Consider the following 6,337-nt stretch of genomic DNA (forward strand, 5'->3'; position numbering starts at 1 on the left):
TAGCTCTGGGTGTCTCTGCTGGCTATGCGCTTTGCATCTATGACGGTCCGGACAATCGCTTTGATTATATGAAAACCTTCCAGCTCCTCCATCGTAGTCAGAATACGATCTTCAGGCTCTTCTTGGGTTTCAGCCTGATTTTCAGCGACGACCGATTCAGCGGGCGTGGGAAATGTGGCTTTGCTCATCGCCGACTTCAACCTGTCGTTGATTTGGTCACTGAGAAACTGGGCTGCGGCTTTCCTTGTAAGCAGAGTAAACTGATCTCGAACTTTCTGAGTTATGACCCCTTCGTAGACTCGCGATGCGAAGAAGCGAACGAAATCATCATCAGGTTGGGTGAACTGAGTAGCCATTTCCTTTTTTATGTTTCCCACGTACTTCAGTTCGCCTGCGGCATTGATGATCGAATCAACGTCGAAAGCGGACTTCGTTAGCTTTTGAAGTTCAGGGGTTACGTGCTCATCAATATTAAGCAGGTCGATCTCTAGGAACGGCTTTTCATCCATTTTGTTTGGTGCATCAAGATCGGTGTAGAACCTATAAAACCTGCCATTTGTAAGAATGGAAATTCGTGCAGTGGTGACATGAAAGTATCGGAAAAGTTGGCTCGCATGGTTGATATTGAGCGGCTCGCCGACTTTTTTTGTTTCGATCAATATCTGGATTTGGCCATCTTTCAAAATCGCGTAATCAATCTTTTCTCCTTTTTTCGTGCCGACATCGCAGACGTATTCTGGAACGACTTCGGAAGGGTCGAATACATCATAGCCCAGCACGGTATGAATGAACGGCATGACGAAAGCAGTTTTCGTTGCTTCCTCCGTTTGTATAGTCGACGCTAGCTGATTGACTTTCGCTGACATTGCGTTCAAGCGTTCTACAAAATCCATTTCACTGCTCCGTTACACGTTCACCCGATCGGGATCGTAGAGGCGCAACGCTACTATGGCTAAATCCACTCCTGCTACTGGCATTCCATCCACGCTGGATGCTTGGACAGGGAAATGACATTTGGGCAGGTGCTATCGCGCTCAGAAACGCCTCTGATCTCAACGCATTCGAACGACTGCTTTTGGCCGTTCTCTACCAGTCGCGAGAGGCAGAAAGCGGCCAGAAGCGGACGTTTAGAGTAGTGAAAATAAATCCGAGAATCATCTAGCCGGAAATACCCGGGCACAGAGGAAGTCGACGAATACCCGCACCTTGGGAGAGGGGTGTTTACTGGCCGGCCATAGTAAATGGAACTCGCCATTGCGCTCTGTGTGCTCTGGCAAAACGGTCCACAGCTGCCCCTCGGCGAGCGCCTGCCTGACTGAGAACTCCGGCAGGTAGGCGATGCCCAGCCCCCGTAAGGCAAAGCACAAACGGGTTTCGATGGTGTTGCAGATCATCGAAATGGGCAAGGCTAACTCGGGCTCCTCAGCAGTACGACGCAAGGCCCAGGTTTCCAGCTTGCCGCTATTGGGGAAACGGTAGTGCAGGCAGCTGTGTTGCAGCAGATCGGTTGGTACTTTTGGCGTACCACGCGCTGTCAGGTAGTCCGGCGAGGCGACCAGCAACGAACAGAATGAACCGAGCTTACGCGCCGATAAACGCGAATCCGTAGGCACGCCGGTTCTGACCACGACGTCGAAACCTTCCTCGATCACATCGACCAGGCGGTCGCTGAAGTCTAGGTCCAATTCAATGGCCGGGTACTCACGCATAAAGTCGCCGAGCACCGGATGTACCAGTGAACTGACCAAGGGCAGGCTGACCCTCAAGCGTCCACGTGGAGCGACGCTAGCTTGCGACAGTTCCAGTTGAGCTGCCTCGATTTCTGCCAGAATCCGACGGCTGCGCTCCAGAAACAGCATGCCTTCGGCAGTCGGCGTGACGCTGCGCGTGCTGCGGTGAAACAGGCGAACACCGAGCTTCTCTTCCAGCCGCGCCACACTCTTGCCGATGGCCGACGCCGACACCCCCAGCATTCGGCCGGCCGCCACGAAACTGCGATTTTCGGCGACCTGCACAAACACCACAAAGCCATTCAAGCTGTCCATGCTGCCCTCCATTGCGGACGTTCTGCTCCGCATAAAATGGAACTCTACCCCAATTTTTCTTTAATCCTAGACTTTCTATCGTGGTGGGGCTCTCCACTCTCAGAAGGAACTGCGCATGACCCTCCCCGAAATCGCTTTATCCACGGGCACGCTTTCACGTCAATTGTCCGCGCGCATTGACGCAACGGTCCAGCAAGCGCTGGAGCAGCAGCGACTGGTTGGCGCGGTAGTATTGGTGGCCCGCGATGGCGAGTTGGTCCATCGCCAGGCGGCCGGCTGGGCCGACCGCGAGAAGCGATTGCCGATGAGCGTAGAGGCGGTGTTTCGCTTGGCATCGGTCAGCAAACCTATTGTCTCGACGGCGGCCCTGGTATTGGTAGCGCAAGGCCGTCTCGGTCTGGATGACAGCGTTGAACGGTGGTTGCCCGAGTTTCGGCCACAGTTGGCTGATGGGCGTTTTGCCCACATCACGGTGCGGCATTTGCTTAGTCACACGGCGGGGCTTGGCTATCGCTTTTTCGAAGCCGATGCGCATGGCCCCTATGCACAGGCCGGTGTCTCGGACGGTATGGATGCGTCCACCGTCAGCCTCACCGAGAACCTGAGCCGCATCGCCAGCGTGCCGCTGCTGTACGAGCCCGGCACGGCCTGGGGCTATTCGGTGGCAACCGATGTACTAGGGGCGGTGATTCAGCGGGTGCAGGGCGAGCAACTGGCTGATGCGGTGCGCCAGCTCGTGACTGATCCGCTGCGCATGACCGCTACCGGCTTTGCCGCGTTGGACCCATCGCGCGTGCCTACCGCCTATGTCAGTGCGACTCCCGAGCCCCGCGCACTGGCCGAAGGCGAAATCGTTTCGCCGTTCGAGGGGGCGATCGGCATCCCGTTCAGCCCCGCCCGCATCTTCAACCCGCAGGCGTTTGCGTCGGGTGGTGCCGGCATGGCCGGAACAGCCGAGGACTTCCTGCGCCTCCTTGAAACATTGCGTCGCGGCGGCGGTGAGCTGCTGTCCACGGCACTCGTCGAGGAGATGGCACTCGATCAAACCGGCGGCCGGGAATTGCCCGCTGCACCGGGGTTCGGCTTTGGTCTGGGGTTCTCGATACTGCGCGATCCGGCCTTGGCGGTCACCCCCGAGTCGCCAGGCACCTGGCGTTGGGGTGGCGCCTATGGCCATTCGTGGTGTGTGGATCGACAGCAGAAGCTGAGTGTCGTCGCCTTCACCAACACGTTGTACGAGGGCATGTCGGGACGGTTCGTAACCGACCTGCGGGACGCGGTATACGGCGTCGCGGAGCTAGGCCAATGAACTCGCAAGTGCAGGATCGTATGCCTTATGCACCCTTGTTGGCGCTGGCAATGGCCGCCTTCATCACCATCCTTACCGAAGCACTGCCGGCTGGTCTGTTGCCGCAGATGGCACAGGAGCTGGCCGTCTCCGAGGCATGGGTCGGGCAAACCGTCACCGCCTATGCCATTGGATCGCTAATGGCCGCCATGCCGTTAACAGCGGCCACACAAGGATTTCGTCGCCGTCCCTTGCTACTCGCTGCCATCGCCGGCTTTGCCATTGCCAACACGGTCACGACGTTTTCGACCAGCTTCACGTTGACGATCGCGGCGCGCTTTGTGGCCGGCGTTGCGGCGGGGCTGTTGTGGGCGTTATTGGCCGGCTATGCCGCGCGCCTGGTGCCCGAACACCGCAAAGGCCGCGCCATCGCGATTGCGATGGTGGGCACACCCCTGGCGCTCTCGTTGGGCATCCCGGCCGGAACCTTTCTGGGCAACGTCCTGGGATGGCGCATGTGCTTCGGCATTATGAGCCTGCTGGCCGTGCTGCTGATGGCATGGATGCGCTTCAACGTGCCAGACTTCGCCGGAAAGGTTGAAGAAAAACGTCTGTCGCTGCGCCATGTATTCACACTGCCGGGCATTCGCCCCGTGCTCTTCGTGGTACTGGCGTTCGTCCTTGCGCACAACATTCTTTACACCTACATCGCCCCGTTTCTGCAGGTGGCCGGCCTGGGGGCGCAGACGGATGTAGTACTGCTGGTCTTCGGAATCACATCGCTGCTGGGCATCTGGATTGTTGGGGTGTTAATCGACCAGTACCTGCGCGCGCTGACCCTGGCGAGTACCGCATTGTTTGGGATTTCAGCAATGGTGCTGGGTATAGCAGCCACTGAACCCGTTGCCGTTTTCGTAGCGATTGGCGCGTGGGGATTAGCCTTTGGCGGCGCCGCAACGTTGTTTCAAACGGCATTGGCCCAAACTGCTGGCAATGCGTCAGATGTCGCACAATCCATGCTCGTGACTGCTTGGAACACCGCAATTGCTGGCGGGGGCATTGTGGGAGGTCTGCTACTCGACCGACTCGGCGTAGAAGCATTCCCTCCTGCGCTACTGGTGCTGTTGGTGACCACGCTGGTGGTGACGTGGTCGGCCAAGCTGCGCGGGTTTCCCGTGGTGCAGGGACTGAAATCCGATGCAATTTGAATGTGCTGATGTGCTGATGTGCTGATGTGGTAGCAGGCAGCAGCGAACCTCGTTAACAGCGCTCATCCCAAAGCTTTTGGACTGGACCGGCATGACAGGCAGCTATCGGCCGATTCTGTTGAAAAAGTAGCTCCCCTGGCTGGCCTCCTGCAAAATTTCCGCATCGGCCAGCAGGGAAGCACGCAGCATGATGGGACAGCTATCAAGTGGGCAGGATCGGCTGTTTTACTCGTTCAACCTTGAAGACCACATCCCAAAATATCATCTTCTGCGCAGCACTGATCGGTGTCTCGATCTGAGCGACCTGCGTCACTACCTCGCCGATTTCTATAGCCCGATTGGGCGTCCGTCGATTGATCCTGAACTGATGATCCGTATGCTGATCGTCGGCTACTGCTATGGCGTCCGCTCCGAACGGCGGTTGTGTGAAGAGGCCCATTTGAACCTGGCGTATCGCTGCTCCAGGAGGCCCAGCTTTCTACGCTTACTCCACGAATTATCTGATCGATACCGAGCACGGCGTGATCATGGATGTGGAGCCCACACCGGCTCATCGAACCGCAGAAGTCGAGAGTACCAAAACGATGATCGATCGGGTCGAAGCGCAGTTCGACATCAAGCCAGAGCGCCTCATTGGCGACACCGCTTACGGCACAGCGCCGATGCTGGCCGGGAAGGTGGAGGAAAAAGATATCGAACCGCATGTGCCGGTGTGGGACAAAACCGAGCGCAAGAACGACAGCTTTTCGAGTAACGATTTCCCCTGGAATGAGGATGCTGAGGAATATCGCTGCCCAGCCGGCAACGTATACGCAGCGAATGGCGAGCCTTCAAGAACGAGCGTTCCCACGTCACAAAAGCCGACACCATCATCTTCCGATCAGCCGCTCGTGATGAGGCTCGACGCATCGCGGCGACGCCGGAGTACGCGCGCTCTCGCCACGAACGTAAAAAGGTCGAAATGTTGTTTGCCCACCTCAAACGCATCCTGAAATTGGATCGCCTGCCGCTACGTGGCATGAGTGGCGCGCCGGACGAATTCACGCTGGCCGCTGCGGTGCAGAACCTGAGACGGCTGGCCAAGTTTTCATCTCAAGGGCCACCCTAAAACCTCAAACTAACCCATTAACAGAGCAGCAAAGGTCAACGAAGGGCCGAGAGCCACTCAATGTGGTGAGTAGGTTCTCCGGTGGTGGTCGTGCCTGAGTTCAGGCGAGGCGAAATCCGACTTTTTCAACAGAATCGGCCGAAAGCCGCCCGTCGCAAACGGCAGCAATCGACCCAAATTTACCGGTGGGCCACTGCTACCTGTTGAGCCGTGTGCGCCCTCAGATCGACCTAAACCATGGACAGCGCATCTGCCTAAAAGCATAGCCTCAAGAGATTTGCATCATCATCCGCAGTTCGATCAATAACCCCGTGGCCAGATTCGCCGTAGGCGGCTAGGGAAACTCTGAAAAAGACTTCCTGATTTGGCAAAATCACCGGACACCAGTCGCCGAGCTTTTCAATGATGAAACAGATGACCTTCGCCGATGCCGAGTACGCCGGCAAGCGCAAACAGACCCGCAAGGAGTTGTTCCTGATCGAGCCGCACTATCCGAAGGGCGAAGGTGGTCGTCCGGCCTATCCACTGATGTCGATGCTGCGCGTGCATCTGATGCAGAATTGGTTCGGCTACAGCGATCCGGCGATGGAGGAAGCGTTGTATGAGACGACCATCCTGCGCCAGTTTTCGGGTCTGAGTCTGGAGCGAGTCCCGGACGAAACCACGATTCTCAACTTCCGTCGTCTGC

5 protein-coding genes and 1 pseudogene are annotated in these 6,337 nt (G+C 57.3%); 4 read left to right on the forward strand and 2 right to left on the reverse strand.

Annotated features, from left to right (window positions below; genetic code table 11):
• Together AACY42_RS27770 and AACY42_RS27775 are read right to left on the reverse strand one after the other, a co-directional pair.
• Positions 1-893: type I restriction endonuclease (locus AACY42_RS27770; RefSeq protein WP_339483688.1), on the reverse strand; the 893-nt coding region annotated here is incomplete at its 3' end.
• Positions 894-1,154: 261 nt separating this feature from the next.
• Positions 1,155-2,045 (reverse strand): LysR family transcriptional regulator, encoded by an 891-nt coding sequence (locus AACY42_RS27775; RefSeq protein WP_339483689.1) that lies wholly within the window; start codon positions 2,043-2,045, stop codon positions 1,155-1,157.
• Between the two features lie 115 nt (positions 2,046-2,160).
• On the opposite strand from AACY42_RS27775, the gene AACY42_RS27780 reads away from it, so the two are divergent.
• From AACY42_RS27780 to AACY42_RS27795, 4 genes and pseudogenes are all read left to right on the forward strand, one after another.
• Complete coding sequence (locus AACY42_RS27780) at positions 2,161-3,354, forward strand: serine hydrolase domain-containing protein (RefSeq protein WP_339483690.1); 1,194 nt, start codon at positions 2,161-2,163, stop codon at positions 3,352-3,354.
• On the forward strand, positions 3,351-4,541 hold the full coding sequence (locus AACY42_RS27785; protein ID WP_339483691.1) for an MFS transporter: 1,191 nt from the start codon (positions 3,351-3,353) through the stop codon (positions 4,539-4,541). Before AACY42_RS27780 ends, AACY42_RS27785 begins: the two co-directional genes overlap by 4 nt.
• Positions 4,542-4,728: 187 nt before the next feature.
• A pseudogene (locus tag AACY42_RS27790) lies at positions 4,729-5,649 on the forward strand (transposase).
• A gap of 405 nt (positions 5,650-6,054) precedes the next feature.
• Positions 6,055-6,337 (forward strand): transposase (locus tag AACY42_RS27795; protein ID WP_339483692.1); only part of this gene is annotated, 283 nt, incomplete at its 3' end.

This window comes from Pseudomonas sp. RL_5y_Pfl2_73, from assembly GCF_963970515.1.
GTDB lineage: Bacteria > Pseudomonadota > Gammaproteobacteria > Pseudomonadales > Pseudomonadaceae > Aquipseudomonas.

Excerpts from the sequence above, each read along its gene's own strand:
- AACY42_RS27775 (WP_339483689.1), bottom strand. The coding sequence starts at position 2,045 with ATGGACAGCTTGAATGGCTTTGTGGTGTTTGTGCAGGTCGCCGAAAAT.
- AACY42_RS27780 (WP_339483690.1), top strand. The coding sequence starts at position 2,161 with ATGACCCTCCCCGAAATCGCTTTATCCACGGGCACGCTTTCACGTCAA.
- AACY42_RS27785 (WP_339483691.1), top strand. The coding sequence starts at position 3,351 with ATGAACTCGCAAGTGCAGGATCGTATGCCTTATGCACCCTTGTTGGCG.